Raw genomic sequence first — 16,618 nt, 5'->3', positions numbered from 1 at the left:
TTCGTGTGTGAGGCGGGTTGAGATTCAGACTCCAATGTTGAATCGTTCCGGGTAAAGCAGCGCAAACTGGGTCATGGCGCTCTTCCAATCGTGCCGGGAGCCGGTCCACTTGGCAACGACGTTGCGCAGGGCCAGCCAGATCAGTTTGAGCGCGGCCTCGTCCGACGGGAAGTGGCCGCGCGCCTTGATGATCTTCCGAAGCTGCATGTGCAGCGACTCGATCGCGTTGGTCGTATATACAATTTTCCGGATGTCGGGCGCGAAGGCATAGAACGGAATCACCTGATCCCAGGCCCGGCGCCAGAGTGCGGCAATCGGGGGGTATTTCGTACCCCACGGGCTCGTATCGAACGCATCCAGCGCCACGGCGGCTGCTTCGGCCGACGGTGCCCGGTAGACCTCCTTGAGCGCCGCTGCGACCGATTTCCTGTCTTTCCAGCTGGCGAAGTCCAGCGAGTTCCGGATCAGATGCACGATGCAGGTCTGGACCGTCGTTTCCGGGAACACCGTGTTGATCGCTTCCGGGAAGCCCTTCAGGCCATCGACCACGGCGATCAGGATGTCCTGCACGCCGCGCAGCTTCAGGTCGTTCACCACCCGCAGCCAGAACTTAGCCCCCTCGGTCTGCTCGATCCAGAGGCCCAGCACGTCACGTGTGCCGTCGCGGCGCACGCCCAGTGCCAGGTAGATCGCTTTGTTGCGCACGACGCCTTCGTCGCGGATCTTGACTCGCAAGGCGTCGAAGAACACGACCGGGTACATCGGCTCGAGCGGCCGCTGCTGCCATTCGCGCACTTCGTCGATCACGGCATCGGTCACCGTGCTGATGAAGTCCGGCGACACCTCGATGCCGTACATCTCCAGCAGGAAACCCTGAATCTCCCGCACGCTCATGCCGCGTGCGTACATCGCGATGATCTTGTCGTCGAAGCCGGTGAAGCGTCGCTCGCCCTTGGCGATCAGCACCGGATCGAAGGTGCCTTCGCGGTCGCGCGGAATCTCGACGTCGAGCAGGTCGTCGTCGGTCGCGATGCGCTTGCGGCTGGTGCCATTGCGATGGTTCGTGCGGCCTACCGGCTTGGCTTCGCCCTTCTCGTAGCCCAGGTGGTGCGTCAACTCGCCGCCCAGCGCGCGCTCGAAGATCGCCTTCTTGAGCGCAGCGAGCTGCTCGTTGATCGTTGCGCGGTCCAGCGTCCCGGGCACCAGTTGCTTGATCAGTTCCGGGTCCAGGTTCAAGCCCTTGCCCGGCTCAATCGTCACTTCTTCCTTGCGTTTGCGTGGCATAAAGTGGCTCCTTGGCCATCAGTTTATGCCTCACACACAAAGTTCCGGATAGGCTCCGGTGCTGGTGCTCCCCAGCCTCGACTATGAATCTCGCTCGTTCGACGAGTTCATCGAAGGTGATAATTTCCGGCGCAGCGACGCTTTTGCGGAAGAGCTCAAACGAAGAGTACTTCTCTTCGTTGATCCCGTGCTTTGTGCGGAATTCCGAAAGAGACCCGATCACGAGAAACGAGCGTGGCTGGTAAAGGAATACCGTCTCCCCAGTGGGAGCGCCATCGTCGCCCCTTACATCGAGCCGTGATCGAATGCTGGTGAGAGAAACTTGTACCGAACGCTGTACCTGCGCGATTGCTCCTGCGAGTTCATCGGAGATTTGCCAGCATTCCTTTCGATACGGGCTGGCAACCTGCTTGAGCAGCGGCGTCGCATGGGTTTTGATTTCGCCAAACGATACAGCACTGATCAGACCATGAGTTTTCAGAAGGGCATCGACACGCTTCCCTGCACCCGCGATATCGTGCCCTCTCACCACCTGCTCAAGCTTCCGGTCATCCAGTGTTGAGTTGAAAACGTAGTTAAGACCATAGCCAAAAATCCACGTATTCTTTTCGAAGTACTGTTGCCATACCGCCTCGGGGCCACCGCCTTTGCCCGTCTCCAGCCTTCGTTGTTCAAAGTGCTTCTCGTCGCACAATAAGCGTTCGAACTCGCGAAGCTGATCCTTTCGAAGGCTAAGCTCGGCAACGTCGCGTGCCGTGACCCGGCTTCGCACCAACTCGTCAAGAAGATCAGGCTGCTGATTCAGCAGTTCGAGAGCCTGTTCGCGACTCAGCACGAGGCTTTCCACGAACTTATCGTCGAGCTTCGCGCTCTGCTCGTCCTTTAGCGGCAGAAACTGAACGTTTCTGAGGAAGTTGTACAGGATCGCAATCTCGTCGTTAATGAAGGTGAAGTAGGTGCCGTGCGGGCTCCCGCTTTCAACCGTATACCGTTGAATAGTCAACGTCGAGACGCCACGAGTATCTTCATAGAACTTCGCCTTGATCTCCTGTCGCGCGCCTTCAGTAATTCGAAGCGACACCTGCTTGCCGTCGCGAAAAAATTGGTGCGACTCAGCGCAATCGATGACTTTGGAGACGATGCGAAAAGGGCGCTCAAATTCCTCCACGCCTCCGTCTTCGCCCTTCCGATATTGCTTATCGGACAGCGAGCGGCTCAGATAAACACGATCGGCGCGCTTGTTGCGAAAATACTCGTAATCATCACCCATTCCAGTTCCTCGACTTCATCCTGGTCACGATGCGCCGGGCATCCGATCCCGCGGACCATCGCCGAACCTCATCGACTCGGGAGTCTCACTGTATTACGGCTTCGTTCAATGCGCCACGCGCGGCGTCAAGAGCAAGCGTCTTGTCCTGATAAAACGGCAGGTACGAAATGTAATCCGTTCCGACAGCCTCGATCAACGCGGTTAGTTCGGCTCGCAAAGCACCAACGTCCGCTTCCTTCTTCGACTCGTTGAGTATTTTCCGCGTTCCGTCCGGCGTCTTAAGCTGCCGCGCATAGCCCAGATTCGTTTCGAGCCTGATCAGAAAGTTTTCGACGCGATTGAGTAGTTGCAGAGGCATATACCAAGGGACGGTTAGCTCATCCTTCGTCATGTGGTAGATGAGGCTAGCCACATCATAGCTACTCAGCGCGAAGTCCCGATCGGAGTCGCGGATCAGACATTTGAGCATGCGGATCGCTCGCTTCGCGCCGCCCCCGCTCTCAGTGTCTCGATGGTTGACAAGCAGCATATGCATGAACGGACGGTTGCTCTGCCGCACGAATTCATCCTTGTTGAAAATGAAGACGTCGCGGTACGCCTCAAGCCCTGTGGACTGGTAGTCACTCGTGTCATGCCAATGTGCTGGCACAACGTCGACCTTACGCGCCAACGACCCACCTTGCAGAGCGATCGATTTTGCCCCGCTAATGTCTACCGTCGCGGCCGGATATGCTCCCATCAAAATCGTTTCGCATTGCTGGCGCAACGCGAACAGCTCTCCGATCGTGGTTTTACCCGAAAGCGCAGTGTACGATTTCGAAGGCGCCGCCGGGCTGTCATGGGTCAAGAACCACTCAGCCAGAACCAGAACATCTACGTCTGACGACGCACGAATGTGAATGTCGAGGGCCAGCGATCCCTGCAGCCTCGTCGTCACGGGCATATCGACGGGAAGCTTGTCCTTGATCTGTTTGGCCACACGATCACCATCTCCAAGCGAAACCGATGTGTACTTGGCGTCGACTGCTTCCATAGCGCCGAGCGCATATCGGGTGGCGTCGCCGTTGCCCTTGCTTTCATACGCCTCTTTAACATCGGCCGAATCCGTGGCAAAGGCCGAATCCGCTCTCGCTTCATACTTTCCGACAAACATTCCGGTTGACGCAGATGGCCGTCGCCTTTGTCGCATCTTCGCAAGACGATCCTGATAACTCGTACCCATGGCGGTGCCTTACGTCCTTTTTGTGATCGTTAAAGAGCCGTGAGTAAAGCGGCCCATATTGTTGAAGTAGAACCCCTCGCCTTGGGTGTTCCCCGGCGCGATTCTTATTTCGCAATATCCGCGATGGGCATTCAGGCCATCCTGCACGTGCGCCCTTGCATTTGGGTCGTTTCCATAGCAATACATCAGCACAGTCTCGTCGCCTTGCTGCTGAATTGCTGCAGCCCTGCTAAACGAACCGGATCGCTCGGTACGCAACGTAACGCAAATCTTCGTCCATTGCTGTCGGATCGACAGGGTGCCGGTCCAATTGCGGAAGTTTCCGTTATCCAAAGCTTCCGCCGGGCCGAGCGTTTGACCCGAGACATCCCATTCACCAGACAGGTTCGGAAAAGAAAAAATGCGGCTGATCGGCCAACAGCGCCAGAGCCACTTGTTGAAAACGAAATAGATGACGGAGAAGGCTGCGCCAGTGTCGACCGCCTTCGGCACGAACGACCATACGTCGGGCCAGAGTGCTGCCACAAGCTTTCCAAGCCAGCCGATGGCGGCGCTGTATATGGCAGCGAGTACAACAATGACTGTTCCGATGAGCTGGAAGATTTTTCCGCGATCTTGGTCGAGCAGCGTGTATTCGTGGTCCATTCGTCTGAATAATTATTCGACGCCACTAGGGAGATAGTTCCGCTCAGGCGAGCGATGAGCAAATAGTACCTGCACTACTCGCAGATAAACATCAGGAGATAGCCGGGGGCCGTTGGTACGCGAATGACAGCGAAGCCTGACTGCCATCCCTCGCTTGCCGGAGCGTGTTACTGGCGTATAATCCGCTTTCGCTTAGCCGTCTGCGGAATGCAGCAGTATTCCAGAGGTGGCTGAGTGGTTGAAAGCAGGGGATTGAAACTCCCCCGACCGCGTATGCGGTTCACGGGTTCGAATCCCGTCCTCTCCGCAAAGCCCCCGTCCGCAAGGCGGGGGCTTTTACGGTTTACCGCCTCACAAAGACTGCACGCCCCCTCTGCGTTCAACATGCGATCGCCCAATCCTCATTCGTCGCCACCTCCGTCGATCGATCCCGGCGCACGTGCAATTCGTGCAGCTTCGAGCATTGCCGTAGCCGCGGTTTCCATCGAGTTCCGAACCGGCTCAAGCCAGAGGCGTGCGTAAATCGCCGTCGTCTGCGTGGACTTGTGATTGAGCGACCGGCCGATTACCGACAGGTTCGCGCCGGTCCCGGCCTGCCACGATCCCATCGTGCGGCGAAGATCGTGCAGCCGAAGATCAGCAATGTCAGCCTTGTCGAGTATGATCCTCCATGCCTTCTTCGGCGAAACGAGATGCCCCGCCTCGCCCGAGCCCGGAAATACGAACGGTGAGCCCCCTCGATCCTTATCCCGCGCTCGCAGAATAGCCACCACATCCGGAACCAGGGGAACACTTTGCGGCGTTCCATTTTTCGTATCCGGGATACGCCACTCCGCTCGGTCGAGGTTCACCTGATCCCAGCGCATCGCAAGAACATTCCCTCTGCGCGCGCCGGTCAGCAGACTTACCAGGATGTAGTCCCTCACTGTGGCATTCGGATATGCCAACACCTGCTCGAAAAACTTCGGCAGTTCGTCCGGCTGCAGGAAGCGATCCCGGCTGACTTCGCTATGTTTGCGGATACCGTGGCATGGATTGATCTGGTTCCAGATTCCCCATTCGATCGCCTTGCCAAAGACACTGCTGACAAGCGCAAGCACCCGGTTCGCCATCACCTTGTGATCCTTGCTGATCTTCGTGAACAGTTGAGCAACCGTCGCTTTCGTGATTTCCGATAGCTGCCGCGACGCGAGGTTGATACCGTCCCCATTACTGGAAAGGTATTTCACGAATTTCTGCTTGTCTTCCGCTGCCGTCTTTTTGTGCGGAACGCTGTGATTCTCGTAGTACTGGTCAAACAGCTCCCCAAAAGTCATCTCCGCGCGGCGGGCACGCTTCAGCTCGGCTGGATTCGTCCACTGGCGATGTCTGCGATGAGGGTCAGAGCTTGCGTCCTCGCCTTGTCGACCGTCAGATCGGGATAGCGCCCAATCTTGATCCGCTCTGGCTTACGATTTACTTTCCGATAGAGAATGAATGTCTTGACGCCGCTCGGGCCGATGCCGATCGCAAGACCGCTCACCTTCGTGTCGTAGTAATACTTCCAACCCTTCTCTGGCATCGGCAACGCTTCGATCGCCGCTTTCGTAAAATTCAGGGCGTCCTTGCCCGCCCGCTGCTTTTTCTCGCTATCGCTCATCGTTGCTACCACTTTGCTACCACGTGTAGCGTTGTGGGTCGGAACACAAAATCGCAATGAGTTTAAATTTTACATAAAATCAATAGCTTATAATTTTCATCGATGGCCAACGACGTTGAAAATAGTAGGGGCACCCGATTTTGGATCAGAGGGTCGTAGGTTCGAATCCTATCGCTCCGACCAAAGGAATCAAAGGGTTACGGTGAGCACCGTAACCCCTTTTCCGTTTCTGGATCCTTGAACCGGTCACCAGGCTTCCCGGCTCGCGGTCATCCGGTTCATTGCAGGGATCAATTGGGCGTCCAGGCGACAACGCGTTGGCCTCTGCCGCACCCCGGCGCCCATGACGCATCGCTTCAACCGCAGGCAGCTGATCGCGGCCACAAGTCAGCAGGCTGCCGACACGCACACCGCAGCCCGCGCGCGACACTTCCGGGAACACGCGATAATGCGCGTGAACAACCCGCATCCGCGCATGAAAAACAACATTCTCAAGACCGCCCTCTGCGCATCGCTGTTCGCGCTCGCGACCACCGGCACCGCGTCCGCGAAGGCGCTCGACGACGCACTCGACTGCCATTCGACCGGCCACAAGTTCGTCGCGCCGCTGCTCGCCGCCGGCGACATCCAGTCGGAGCCGATGCACGTCGAATCGAACTCGGTCAACGCGTTCCGGACGAACCGCTCGCTGACGGCGTACGGCTTCGGCGTCTATGTCGTGCTCGGTTACCAGGCGAACGACCCGATCTTCCGTCCGGGCGACGGCACGCCGATCGGCGACTGGGCCTACGGCGTCGTGGTGCGCGGCACGAAGGGCGCGGTGGAGGAAGCCGTGCGCAAGGCCGGCAGCGATGCAACCGTCAAGCAGGCGTTTCCGTTCCTGACCGCGATCGTCTGCTCGTCGGACTGAGCAATCGTCAGGACGATCATGCGTCACGCCTGAGCCACAACCGCACGCCCCGCCCGCGAGCCCGTCCGGGCCCCGCTATCGGCCTGTTACGCGCCGGTATACACCACGCGATACGGGATACCGACCTTCTCCCATTCGGCAGCCTCCTGGCTGAGGCTGTAGTCGGTCAGCGGGTTCTGCTCGACCCACGCGCTCGGCAAGCGCACTTCATACCCGCCCTTCTTCATCTGCGAAACGGAAATGTCCGGCAACCCCGCATCGGTCCGGCGCCGGCACAGCAGCGCCGCGAGCCGCAGGCAGAACAGCAGCGGCCACTCGACCTCGCGCGCCTGCGACAGCTTGCCGAGCTTGCCCGCGTGACCGAGCACGAGCGCGGCGAGCCGCGCCTGGTCCGTGCGCGAAAAGCCCGGCATGTCCGCGTTGCTCGCGATATAGGCCGAATGCTTGTGATACGCGCTGTGCGAGATCGACAGGCCGATCTCGTGCAACGCGGCCGCCCAGCCGAGGAACATCCGGCCTTCCTCGCGCGCTTCCTCGTCGGCTTCGTCGAGTTCGTCGTAGAAACGCGCCGCGAGCGCACCGATCCGCTCGGCCTGCGCACGATCGACGCCATAGCGGCGAGTAAAGCCCTCGACGGTCACCGCGCGCATGTCTTCGTGCTGCGTCCGGCCGAGCAGGTCGTACAGCACGCCGAGACGCAGCGCACCGTCGGTCGTATCGACATAATCGACGCCGAGCTCCTCGAACACCGCGAGCATGATCGCGAGGCCGCCCGCGAGCACCGGCACGCGGTCGGGCTTCAGCGCAACCAGCTTCAGCCGGTTGACGTTCTCCGACTTGATCAGCGCGCGCTTCAGCCGCTCGAGGCCGCCGCGCGAAATGCCGTGCGTGATGCCCGGATCGTTGAAGCCGTTCGCCTCGACGAGCTCCGCGAGCGCACGCGCGGTGCCGGACGAACCGATCGCCTGGTCCCACCCGGCCTTCTTGTACTCGCTCGAAATGATCTGGATCTCGCGCTTGGCGGCGAGTTCGGCTTGCCGCATCGTGTATTCGTCGACGTTGCCGGCCGGAAAGAAGGCGCGGCTGTGGCTCACGCAGCCGATATAGAGGCTCTCCATCACGATCGGCGTGTAGTGCGCGCCGATGATGAATTCGGTCGAGCCGCCGCCGATGTCGACGACGAGCCGCTTGCCGGCGCTCGCCGGCACCGAGTGCGCGGCGCCCGCATAGATCAGCCGCGCTTCTTCGCGGCCCGCGATCACTTCGATCGGGAACCCGAGCGCCGCTTCGGCCTCGCCGAGAAATTCGGCCGCGTTCTTCGCGACGCGCAGCGTGTTGGTCGCCACCGCGCGCACACGATCCGGATGGAAATCGCGCAGGCGCTCGCCGAACCGCTTGAGCGCCTCCCAGCCACGCTCCTGCGACGCGCGATCGAGCATCTTGTCGCTCGACAGGCCCGCGGCCAGCCGAACGGGCTCGCGCAACGCGTCGACGGGATAGATCTGGCTGCCCGCCGACGTTTCCTCGACGCGACCGACGATCAGCCGGAAGCTGTTCGAGCCGAGATCCACGGCAGCCAGCAAGTGGGGAGTTGTAACCATCAGATTGGGGCTCCGTGCGCGTTCGCCCTGGGTAGCCAGTCCGGCAACCCAGGGCGATCAATCAAAGGCGACATTTTAAGCGTGGAACGCTTGCCATTGCCACGCTTCACGGGCATGCATACTGCTCAAGTGTATATGGCCGAAACATTTATGCGACGAATCGGTTAGGGCGTAGAATTTGCCGATATAAAACCATTACTGTCATCAGCACGTCATCGTACCGTGAGAGTTTCCGAGCGTCCTTTCGAATCATCGCCAGAATCACCCCCTACTCCGCCGATGTCCGTCCGCTACCCGCTTCTCAATCGTGAACTCGGCATCCTCGGTTTCAACGAGCGCGTGCTGGCCCAGGCAGCCGATCCGCAAGTTCCATTGCTCGAGCGCCTTCGCTTCATCTGCATCACCAGCAGCAACCTCGACGAATTCTTCGAAGTCCGGATGGCCGGCCTTCAGGAGCAGATCCGCGACAACCCCGGCGCGCTGACGCCCGACGGCATGTCGTTACAGCATGCTTACGATCTCGTCGTCGAACGCGCGCAACGGCTCGTCCATCGACAGTACACGATGCTGCACGAAACCGTGCTGCCCGCGCTCGAACAGGAAGGCATCTACTTCCATGCGACCGACTCGTGGAACGACGAGCAGCTCGAATGGGCACGACACTACTTCCTCGACGAACTGCTGCCCGTACTGACACCGATCGGCCTCGATCCGGCCCACCCGTTCCCGCGCGTGCTGAACAAGAGCCTGAACTTCGTCGTCGAGCTCGAAGGCCGCGACGCGTTCGGCCGCCAGGCCGTGATGGGCATCGTGCAGGCGCCGCGCGCGCTGCCGCGCGTCGTGCGCATGCCGCACGCGCTGTCGGGCTTCGAGCACGGCTTCGTGCTGTTGAGCTCGTTCATGCAGCGCTTCGTCGGCGAACTCTTCCCTCAACTCGTCGTGAAGAGCTGCAACCAGTTCCGCATCACGCGCAACAGCGAGCTGTTCGTCGACGAGGACGAAATCACGAACCTGCGCGTCGCGCTGCAGGGCGAACTGCCCGCGCGCCATCTCGGCAACGCGGTGCGCCTCGAGGTGTCGGCCGACACGCCGCAGCACATCGTGCGGCGGCTGCTCGAGGAAAGCGAACTCCGCGACAAGGACTGCTATCGCGTGGCCGGTTCCGTGAACCTCGTGCGCCTGATGCAGATTCCCGATCTCGTCGACCGCCCCGACCTGAAGTTCGCGCCGTTTACCGCATCGACTCCGCCCGCGATCGCGAACGCGCCGACGATGTTCGATGCGATCGACGACGGCGACATCCTGCTGCATCATCCGTACGAGAGCTTCCAGCCCGTGCTCGAACTGCTGCAGCAGGCCGCGAAGGACCCGAGCGTCGTCGCGATCAAGCAGACGATCTACCGCACCGGCACCGATTCGCCGCTGATGGACGCGCTGATGGAAGCCGCGCGCAACGGCAAGGAAGTGACCGTCGTCGTCGAGCTGCTCGCGCGCTTCGACGAGGAAACCAACATCAACTGGGCATCGCAGCTCGAAGCCGTCGGCGCGCACGTCGTGTACGGCGTGGTCGGTCACAAGTGCCACGCGAAGATGATGCTGATCGTGCGGCGCGTCGTGCAGGCCGGCAAGGCGACGCTGCGACGCTACGTGCACCTCGGCACCGGCAACTACCACCCGCGCACGGCGCGCCTCTACACCGACTTCGGGCTGATGACGGCCGACCAGAAGATCTGCGAGGACGTCCATCACGTATTCCAGCAACTGACCGGGATCGGCGGCGAACTCACGCTGCACGAGCTGTGGCAGTCGCCGTTCACGCTGCATCCGCGCATCGTCGAATCGATCCGCGCGGAGATCGACAATGCGCGTGCCGGCAAGCGCGCACGCATCGTCGCGAAAATGAACGCGCTGCTGGAGCCGACGGTGATAGCCGCGCTGTACGAAGCGTCGCAGGCCGGCGTGAAGGTCGACCTGATCGTGCGCGGCGTCTGCGCGCTGCAGCCCGGCGTGCCGGGGCTGTCGGAAAACATCACGGTGCGCTCGATCGTCGGCCGCTTCCTCGAGCACCACCGGATCTACTATTTCCACGCGGGCGGTGCCGAGGACGTCTATCTGTCGAGCGCCGACTGGATGGACCGCAACCTGTTCCGCCGCGTCGAAGTCGCGTTCCCGATCCGCGAGCGCAAGCTCAAGCGGCGCGTGATCGCCGAAGGCCTGTCGGTGTGCCTCGGCGACAACCAGTCGGCCTGGCAGATGCTCAGCGACGGTCACTACCGCCGGCGCCGCGCAGGCAAGACGGTCCGCAACGCGCAGCTCGGGCTGCTCGCGAAGTTCTGCTCGTGATCCTGCCGTGCGGCGCGAATCGCGCGCCGCACGGCCAATGAAAAAGCGCAGCTCACATACGCGGGCTGCGCTTTTTTCTTGCCTGGCGTGCCGCCGCTCGCCGAACGAGCGACGGATGCCGTTACGCGATCATGCCTCGTACGCGGCCGGCCGGATCGCGATGATGCGCGAGCCCGGGAACCGCGCGGTGAACGTGCTGCCGCGCCCTTCCTCGCTTTGCACGTACAGGTGCGCATCGTGCCGCTGCAGCACGTGCTTGACGATCGCGAGCCCGAGCCCCGTGCCGCCCGTATCGCGCGAGCGGCTGCGGTCGACGCGATAGAAGCGCTCGGTCAGCCGCGGCAAGTCGGCGGCCGGAATGCCGAAGCCGCTGTCCGTGACGGAAAACACGCCCTGCGCACCCTCGCGCCGCCACGACACGACGATCTTGCCGCCGTCCGGCGTATAGCGGATCGCGTTCGTGACGAGATTCGCGAACGCGCTGAACAACTCCGTCTGCGCGCCCGTGACGCCGAGCGTCTCGTCGATCGAGAACGCAATGTCGTGATGCCCGTTCGACAGCGTCTGCGCATCCTCCTTCAGATGGTCGAACACGGCGCGCATGTCGATCGCATGATCGACCGGCGGCTTGCTCTCGCCTTCCAGCTTCGCGAGCACCAGCAGATCGGTGACGATGTGCCGCATCCGCGACGCCTGCTGCTCCATCATCTCGAGATAGCGAGCGCGGTCTTCCTCGTTCAGCGGCAGCTCGCGCATCGTCTCGAGGAAGCCGGACAGCACGGTGAGCGGCGTCTTCAATTCGTGCGACACGTTCGCGACGAAGTCGCGCCGCATCGCGTCGGTACGCTCGAGCTCGGTGATGTCCTGCGTGAGCAGCAGCTTGCGGTTCTCGCCGTACGGAAACACCTGCACGGCCAGCACGTTCTGTCGCGCACCGCCCATGCCGCGCATCACGAGCGTCTCGTCGTAATGCTGCGCATTCAGGTAGCGGACGAACTCGGGATGACGCACCAGGTTCGTGATGTGCTGGCGCAGGTCGCGCTTCGCATCGAGACCGAAATGGACCTCGGCGATCGCGTTGCACCACTCGATCTGGTCGTGGTCGTCGAGCATCGCGACGCCGTTCGGTGAGGCCTGGATCGCCTGGATGAAGCGCGAATGCTGCTGTTCAACCTGCCGCACCTGCGCATGCCACTGCTTCGCGAGCTTGTGCAAACGGTAGTAAATCTCGCCCCAGATGCCCGGCGCGCTCGGCACTTCGCCGTAGACGGGCGCATCGAGCAAGCGCCACAGACGCTGCGTATGGAAGGTGCTGAAAAAGCCCTGCGCGATCAGCATCACGGCCACGAACACGAGGCCCGCGGTCGGGCCGGCAAAGACGCCGACCAATACGCCGATCAGCACGAGCAGCACGAGCGACACCAGAAAGCGCGCCCAGATGATGTTCATGATTCAGCGTCCGAAAGAATGAACGGCATGCCGTGGCACACGGCATGTCCGGATACGTTACGCGTGCTTGGCGAGCCGGTAGCCGCTGCCGCGCACGGTCTCGATCATCGCATCGCAGCCGGCCGGTTTCAAGGCCGCGCGCAATCGTTTGATGTGCACGTCGACGGTTCGCTCTTCGACGAACACGTGGTCGCCCCACACCTGGTCGAGCAGTTGCGTGCGGCTGTGCACGCGCTCCGGATGCGTCATGAAGAAATGCAGCAGGCGGAATTCGGTCGGGCCGAGATCGAGCTTGATCTCGCTGCCTTCCGCATGCGCGGCGACGCGATGCGTGGCCGGGTCGAGGCGCAGCCCGTTGATCGACACGACGTCCTCGGTCAGCTGCGGCGCACGACGGCGCAGCACGGCCTTGATGCGCGCCATCAGTTCCTTCGGCGAGAACGGCTTCGTCACGTAGTCGTCCGCGCCGATCTCGAGCCCGAGCACCTTGTCCTGCTCGTCGCCGCGCGCGGTCAGCATGATGATCGGGATGTGTTTGGTCCGTTCGTTGTTGCGCAGGTCGCGCGCGAACGCGATACCGGACTTGCCCGGCAGCATCCAGTCGAGCAGCACGAGATCGGGCAGCACGTCGCTGATCAGGTTCTGCGCCTGTTCGGCGTTGTACGCGCGGATCGGGCAATGACCGGCGTGCTGGAGATTCACCGAGATCAGTTCGGAAATCGCGGGCTCATCTTCAACGACGAGAATGTTGCTGGGCATCGGCACCTCTTTTCTTCCTGTACGTTGTCGCGTTAACTGTTGGCTTCTCGGTCGAGCGTGTCGCGCGGCTGGTGCCGCACGTCCGTGCCCTTCACGATGTAGATGATGAATTCGGCGATGTTCTTCGCGTGGTCGCCGATCCGTTCGATCGCCTTCGCGATGAACAGGTAATCGAGGCCGACCGAGATCGTGCGCGGATCTTCCTGCATGTACGACACGAGCTTGCGCACGAACGCGCGGAATTCCATGTCGATCTCCTTGTCGTCCTTGACGATCTGCGCGGCCGCCACCGTATCGAGACGCGCAAACGCGTCGAGCGCGCGGCGCAGGATCGTCACGGCCATCTCGCCCGACACCTTGATCTCGGCGATGTTGACCGCGCGTGCGGCCGGCTCGTCGACCAGGCGGCGCACGCGCTTCGCGATCTTCTCTGCCTCGTCGCCGGCGCGCTCGAGGTTCGTAATCGTTTTCGAAATCGACATCAAAAGACGCAGGTCGCGCGCGGCAGGCTGCCTCCGCGCGATGATGTTGCCGCATTCCTGGTCGATGTCGACTTCCATCGCGTTCAGCGTTTCCTCGGCCGCGATCACCTTCTCGGCCGCATCGCGATCGAATTCGTTGAGTGCGTGCATCGCGCCGACGATCTGCGACTCGACGAGCCCGCCCATTTCCAGCACTTTCGACGACACGGCATTCAGGTCCGCGTCGAACTGGCTCGACAGATGTTTATCCGACATGGCTGTTGTTCTCCGTCATCAGCCGAAGCGGCCGGTGATGTAGTCTTCCGTTTCCTTGCGCACCGGCTTGATGAAGATCTTTTCGGTTTCGCCGAACTCGATCAGCTCGCCCAGGTACATGTAGGCCGTGTAATCCGAGCAGCGCGCTGCCTGCTGCATGTTGTGCGTGACGATCACGACCGTGTAGTCGCTCTTCAGCTCCGCGATCAGCTCCTCGATGCGGCCCGTCGAGATCGGGTCGAGCGCCGAGCACGGTTCGTCGAGCAGCAGCACTTCCGGGCGGATCGCGATGCCGCGCGCGATGCACAGACGCTGCTGCTGGCCGCCCGAGAGGCCGTAGCCGCTCTGCCCCAGCTTGTCCTTCACTTCGTTCCACAGCGCGGCCTTCGTGAGCGCCCACTCGACGCGGTCGTCCATTTCCGAGCGCGTGAGCTTTTCGAACATCTTCACGCCGAACGCGATGTTGTCGTAGATCGACATCGGGAACGGGGTCGGCTTCTGGAACACCATGCCGATGCGCGCGCGCAGCAGCGAGATGTCGCGCTTCGTCGTCAGCAGGTTCTCGCCGTCCATCAGGATTTCGCCTTCGGCGCGCTGCTCCGGATAGAGCGCGAACATCTTGTTGAACGTGCGCAGCAGCGTCGACTTGCCGCAGCCCGACGGGCCGATGAACGCCGTCACCTTCCCTTCGGGAATGCGCAGGTTGATGTTCTTCAGCGCATGGAACTTGCTGTAGAAGAAGTTGAGGTTGTTGACCTCGATCTTCGCGTTCAGCGGCGCGAGCGGGCGATCGTTCGCCGCGTCGTGCGTGCCGGCGGGCGCTGCGGTGCGCTCGACGGGATTCAGGTGGCTCTCTGCCATATTCATCGGATTGCTCCGCCGTTACTTTTTCGAGAAGACCGAGCGCGCCAGGATGTTGAGTCCGAGCACCCCGAGCGTAATCAGGAACACGCCCGCCCATGCGAGCGACTGCCATTCCGCGAACGGGCTCATCGCGAACTTGTAGATCGTCACGGGCAGGTTCGCCATCGGCTGGCTCATGTCCCACGAGAAGAACTGGTTCGACAGCGCGGTGAACAGCAGCGGCGCCGTTTCGCCGGCGATCCGCGCGACCGCGAGCAGCACGCCCGTGATGATGCCGCCCACCGATGCGCGCAGCGTGATCTTCAGCACCATTCGCCACTTCGGCGTGCCGAGCGCGAAGGCGGCTTCGCGCAGCGCGTTCGGCACGAGCTTCAGCATGTTCTCGGTCGTGCGGATCACGATCGGGATCTGCAGCAGCGCGAGCGCGATCACGCCGGCCCAGCCCGAGAAGCGCCCCGACTTCGCGACGACGAGCGCGTACACGAACAGGCCGATGACGATCGACGGCGCGGACAGCAGGATGTCGTTGATGAAGCGGATCGTGCTCGCCAGCAGGTTCTTCTGGCCGTATTCGGCGAGATAAACGCCCGCGAGGATGCCGATCGGCGTGCCGACCAGCGTGCCGAAACCGCACAGCAGCAGGCTGCCGACGATCGCGTTCGCGAGACCGCCGCCTTCGGTGTTCGGTGCCGGCGTCGATTCGGTGAACAGCTGCACCGACAGGCCGCCGATACCGAGGTGCAGCGTCGTGTACAGGATCCACACGAGCCACAGCAGGCCGAACGCCATTGCGCCGAGCGATGCGGCGAGCGCGACCGCGTTGACGGCCTTGCGCTTGCGCTGCAGGCGCTCGCGCATCGCTTCGAGCACGGCGCCGTCCGGCCCCGGGAAATTCATGATGGGCTCGCTCATTTCTTGCCCTCTCCCTTCTCGAGACGAAGCAGCAGCAGTTTGGAGATGGACAGCACGATGAACGTGATCACGAACAGGATCAGGCCCAGTTCCATCAGCGCGGACGTATGCAGGCCCGGCTGCGCTTCCGCGAATTCGTTCGCGAGCGCCGACGTGATGCTGTTGCCCGGCGCGAACAGCGACACGCTGTCGAGCAGGTTCGTGTTGCCGATCACGAACGTCACGGCCATCGTCTCGCCGAGTGCGCGGCCGAGGCCGAGCATCACGCCGCCGATCACGCCGGTCTTCGTATAGGGCAGCACGACCTTCCACATCACTTCCCAGGTCGTGCAGCCGATCCCGTATGCCGATTCCTTCAGCAGCACGGGCGTGACCTCGAACACGTCGCGCATCACCGACGCGATGTACGGGATGATCATGATCGCGAGAATCACGCCGGCCGCGAGGATGCCGATGCCGATCGGCGGGCCGGACGTCAGCGGCCCGAGCACCCACACGTCCTTGAGCAGATGGCCGAGCGGCTTCTGGAAGTATTCGGCGAAGATCGGCGCGAACACGAGCAGCCCCCACATGCCGTACACGATCGACGGAATCGCGGCGAGCAGCTCGATCGCGATGCCGAGCGGACGACGCAGCCACACGGGCGACAGCTCGGTGAGGAACAGTGCGATGCCGAAACTGACGGGCACCGCGATGACGAGCGCAATGACCGACGTCACGATCGTGCCGTAGATCGGCACGAGTGCGCCGTAGATGTCCGAGTTGGGATCCCACTCGGATTGCCACAGGAAGCCGAGGCCGAACTTCTGGATGGTCGGCAGCGACGCAATGATCAGGGAAACGATGATCCCGCCCAGCAGCAGCAGGGTCACGATCGCGGCGAGCCGTGCGAGGCCGCCGAACAGGACGTCGCCGAGGCGGCTCGGCGCGCGCTGCTGCGCACTGTCGGGCGATCGGGAGGACGCGTATGAAATATCAGACAT

Annotated in this window: 15 protein-coding genes and 1 tRNA gene; 3 read left to right on the top strand and 13 right to left on the bottom strand. The window is 61.8% G+C overall.

Annotated elements, in window-relative coordinates; genetic code table 11:
• Positions 1 to 24 precede the first annotated feature (24 nt).
• The 4 genes from FPJ27_RS25325 to FPJ27_RS25310 form a co-directional block, all read right to left on the bottom strand.
• Positions 25 to 1,284, bottom strand: coding sequence for an IS256 family transposase (locus FPJ27_RS25325; protein WP_204421550.1), 1,260 nt, complete (start codon positions 1,282 to 1,284; stop codon positions 25 to 27).
• A complete protein-coding gene (locus FPJ27_RS25320; protein ID WP_239483375.1) occupies positions 1,250 to 2,554 on the bottom strand; it encodes a Shedu immune nuclease family protein in 1,305 nt (434 codons plus the stop codon). The genes FPJ27_RS25325 and FPJ27_RS25320 overlap by 35 nt, the downstream gene beginning before the upstream one ends.
• A gap of 85 nt (positions 2,555 to 2,639) precedes the next feature.
• A complete protein-coding gene (locus FPJ27_RS25315; protein WP_204426113.1) occupies positions 2,640 to 3,707 on the bottom strand; it encodes a hypothetical protein in 1,068 nt (355 codons plus the stop codon).
• Positions 3,708 to 3,785: 78 nt separating this feature from the next.
• Positions 3,786 to 4,421 (bottom strand): hypothetical protein, encoded by a 636-nt coding sequence (locus FPJ27_RS25310; protein WP_204426112.1) that lies wholly within the window; start codon positions 4,419 to 4,421, stop codon positions 3,786 to 3,788.
• Between the two features lie 222 nt (positions 4,422 to 4,643).
• Between FPJ27_RS25310 and FPJ27_RS25305 the strand changes: the two genes are divergently transcribed.
• Positions 4,644 to 4,728: transfer RNA gene (locus FPJ27_RS25305), tRNA-Phe, on the top strand.
• A 94-nt stretch (positions 4,729 to 4,822) separates the two neighbouring features.
• Here the strand turns inward: FPJ27_RS25305 and FPJ27_RS25300 are convergent.
• On the bottom strand, positions 4,823 to 5,737 hold the full coding sequence (locus FPJ27_RS25300) for a site-specific integrase (protein ID WP_204426111.1): 915 nt from the start codon (positions 5,735 to 5,737) through the stop codon (positions 4,823 to 4,825).
• A gap of 20 nt (positions 5,738 to 5,757) precedes the next feature.
• Positions 5,758 to 6,060: an Arm DNA-binding domain-containing protein gene (locus tag FPJ27_RS25295; protein WP_239483374.1), complete on the bottom strand. Its 303-nt coding sequence runs from the start codon at positions 6,058 to 6,060 to the stop codon at positions 5,758 to 5,760.
• 475 nt (positions 6,061 to 6,535) lie between these two features.
• On the opposite strand from FPJ27_RS25295, the gene FPJ27_RS25290 reads away from it, so the two are divergent.
• Positions 6,536 to 6,970 (top strand): hypothetical protein, encoded by a 435-nt coding sequence (locus FPJ27_RS25290; RefSeq protein ID WP_072436411.1) that lies wholly within the window; start codon positions 6,536 to 6,538, stop codon positions 6,968 to 6,970.
• 86 nt (positions 6,971 to 7,056) lie between these two features.
• Here FPJ27_RS25290 and ppx read toward each other — a convergent pair whose 3' ends face one another.
• The gene (ppx, locus tag FPJ27_RS25285) at positions 7,057 to 8,571 is read right to left on the bottom strand and encodes an exopolyphosphatase (protein WP_204426110.1); all 1,515 of its coding nucleotides are present in this window, start codon (positions 8,569 to 8,571) and stop codon (positions 7,057 to 7,059) included.
• A 279-nt stretch (positions 8,572 to 8,850) separates the two neighbouring features.
• Between ppx and ppk1 the strand changes: the two genes are divergently transcribed.
• A complete protein-coding gene (gene ppk1 / locus FPJ27_RS25280; protein WP_072435858.1) occupies positions 8,851 to 10,914 on the top strand; it encodes a polyphosphate kinase 1 in 2,064 nt (687 codons plus the stop codon).
• A gap of 129 nt (positions 10,915 to 11,043) precedes the next feature.
• Here the strand turns inward: ppk1 and phoR are convergent, their stop codons facing one another.
• From phoR to pstC, 6 genes are read right to left on the bottom strand one after another with little or no spacing between them, the layout of a single operon-like run.
• Positions 11,044 to 12,363, bottom strand: coding sequence for a phosphate regulon sensor histidine kinase PhoR (gene phoR / locus FPJ27_RS25275; RefSeq protein WP_072435859.1), 1,320 nt, complete (start codon positions 12,361 to 12,363; stop codon positions 11,044 to 11,046).
• 57 nt (positions 12,364 to 12,420) lie between these two features.
• Positions 12,421 to 13,122, bottom strand: a complete 702-nt coding sequence (gene phoB / locus FPJ27_RS25270; protein WP_027787869.1) for a phosphate regulon transcriptional regulator PhoB — start codon at positions 13,120 to 13,122, stop codon at positions 12,421 to 12,423.
• Between the two features lie 32 nt (positions 13,123 to 13,154).
• On the bottom strand, positions 13,155 to 13,859 hold the full coding sequence (phoU, locus tag FPJ27_RS25265; RefSeq protein WP_034183285.1) for a phosphate signaling complex protein PhoU: 705 nt from the start codon (positions 13,857 to 13,859) through the stop codon (positions 13,155 to 13,157).
• 18 nt (positions 13,860 to 13,877) lie between these two features.
• Positions 13,878 to 14,726, bottom strand: coding sequence for a phosphate ABC transporter ATP-binding protein PstB (gene pstB, locus FPJ27_RS25260; protein ID WP_072435860.1), 849 nt, complete (start codon positions 14,724 to 14,726; stop codon positions 13,878 to 13,880).
• Between the two features lie 15 nt (positions 14,727 to 14,741).
• The gene (pstA, locus tag FPJ27_RS25255) at positions 14,742 to 15,635 is read right to left on the bottom strand and encodes a phosphate ABC transporter permease PstA (RefSeq protein WP_204426109.1); all 894 of its coding nucleotides are present in this window, start codon (positions 15,633 to 15,635) and stop codon (positions 14,742 to 14,744) included.
• Complete coding sequence (gene pstC, locus FPJ27_RS25250; RefSeq protein ID WP_072435862.1) at positions 15,632 to 16,618, bottom strand: phosphate ABC transporter permease PstC; 987 nt, start codon at positions 16,616 to 16,618, stop codon at positions 15,632 to 15,634. Before pstC ends, pstA begins: the two co-directional genes overlap by 4 nt.

It is taken from the genome of Burkholderia sp. MS455, assembly GCF_016899445.1.
GTDB classification, from domain to species: Bacteria; Pseudomonadota; Gammaproteobacteria; order Burkholderiales; family Burkholderiaceae; genus Burkholderia; species Burkholderia pyrrocinia_C.
Note: the sequence above shows the minus strand (reverse complement) of the source record. Positions and strands in the feature narration are given on the sequence as shown.

Coding starts and splice junctions, on each gene's coding strand:
- FPJ27_RS25325 (WP_204421550.1), bottom strand. CDS start 1,284: ATGCCACGCAAACGCAAGGAAGAAGTGACGATTGAGCCGGGCAAGGGC.
- FPJ27_RS25320 (WP_239483375.1), bottom strand. CDS start 2,554: ATGGGTGATGATTACGAGTATTTTCGCAACAAGCGCGCCGATCGTGTT.
- FPJ27_RS25315 (WP_204426113.1), bottom strand. CDS start 3,707: ATGTTTGTCGGAAAGTATGAAGCGAGAGCGGATTCGGCCTTTGCCACG.
- FPJ27_RS25310 (WP_204426112.1), bottom strand. CDS start 4,421: ATGGACCACGAATACACGCTGCTCGACCAAGATCGCGGAAAAATCTTC.
- FPJ27_RS25300 (WP_204426111.1), bottom strand. CDS start 5,737: ATGACTTTTGGGGAGCTGTTTGACCAGTACTACGAGAATCACAGCGTT.
- FPJ27_RS25295 (WP_239483374.1), bottom strand. CDS start 6,060: ATGAGCGATAGCGAGAAAAAGCAGCGGGCGGGCAAGGACGCCCTGAAT.
- FPJ27_RS25290 (WP_072436411.1), top strand. CDS start 6,536: ATGAAAAACAACATTCTCAAGACCGCCCTCTGCGCATCGCTGTTCGCG.
- ppx (WP_204426110.1), bottom strand. CDS start 8,571: ATGGTTACAACTCCCCACTTGCTGGCTGCCGTGGATCTCGGCTCGAAC.
- ppk1 (WP_072435858.1), top strand. CDS start 8,851: ATGTCCGTCCGCTACCCGCTTCTCAATCGTGAACTCGGCATCCTCGGT.
- phoR (WP_072435859.1), bottom strand. CDS start 12,363: ATGAACATCATCTGGGCGCGCTTTCTGGTGTCGCTCGTGCTGCTCGTG.
- phoB (WP_027787869.1), bottom strand. CDS start 13,122: ATGCCCAGCAACATTCTCGTCGTTGAAGATGAGCCCGCGATTTCCGAA.
- phoU (WP_034183285.1), bottom strand. CDS start 13,859: ATGTCGGATAAACATCTGTCGAGCCAGTTCGACGCGGACCTGAATGCC.
- pstB (WP_072435860.1), bottom strand. CDS start 14,726: ATGAATATGGCAGAGAGCCACCTGAATCCCGTCGAGCGCACCGCAGCG.
- pstA (WP_204426109.1), bottom strand. CDS start 15,635: ATGAGCGAGCCCATCATGAATTTCCCGGGGCCGGACGGCGCCGTGCTC.
- pstC (WP_072435862.1), bottom strand. CDS start 16,618: ATGTCTGATATTTCATACGCGTCCTCCCGATCGCCCGACAGTGCGCAG.